The organism is Streptococcus infantis (assembly GCF_047460875.1).
GTDB classification, from domain to species: Bacteria; Bacillota; Bacilli; order Lactobacillales; family Streptococcaceae; genus Streptococcus; species Streptococcus infantis_AA.
In genome coordinates this window covers 1-585 of sequence record NZ_JASHFI010000035.1, presented here as the reverse complement: position 1 = coordinate 585, position 585 = coordinate 1, and the positions used below count along the sequence as shown (strand labels likewise).

General features: G+C 41.4%; 1 protein-coding gene. It reads right to left on the bottom strand.

Translation table 11 applies throughout. The annotated features are described in order from the left end of the window. A partial coding sequence (locus tag QM887_RS09945; protein WP_414271442.1) for a Spy0128 family protein occupies positions 1-585 on the bottom strand: 585 nt, incomplete at both ends.

Sequence of the window (585 nt, the reverse complement as noted above, 5' to 3'; positions counted from 1 at the left end):
ACTTAGGTTCTTCTGGAGGAGTTACGCGGTTGTTGAACTCTTTATCAGCGATTTCGCCAACAGTTGCTACAAGAACTTTAGCTGTTCCATCGTGAGAAACAGTTACTGTTACATTCGCTTTCATGGTGTCGTATGTAACGGTTGCGTCAGATCCTTTAACTTCTTCAACTGTGTAGTTGTGAACTCCTGCTTGTTCTTTCTTGAATTCGATAGCTGAGAACTTAACGTTTCCAGATGCATCGTTCGTTACAGTTTCAAGAGTCTTACCTTCTGAATCTTTAAGGACGAAGCTAAATTCGTTCGCTTTCAATTCACGACCTTCTAAGCGTTTAGTGAAGTTGAATTCCACTTGTACTGGTACGCTATTCACACGTTTTTCAGTTGGTTTGCTTGGTTTTTCAACTTTCTTAGTTGTTGGGTTGTAGTAGTTGACTACTTGAGCTGCAGTATTTTCGATATCTACACCAGCTGCCACATCAGCTTTCACTGTTGTTGGGATGTCGAACTTGTAGTAACGTCCAAATGCGAATTTAGTGGTGTCGATCACTTGTGTATTTTCTGCATCGCCAAGTGACTTCGTGAAGC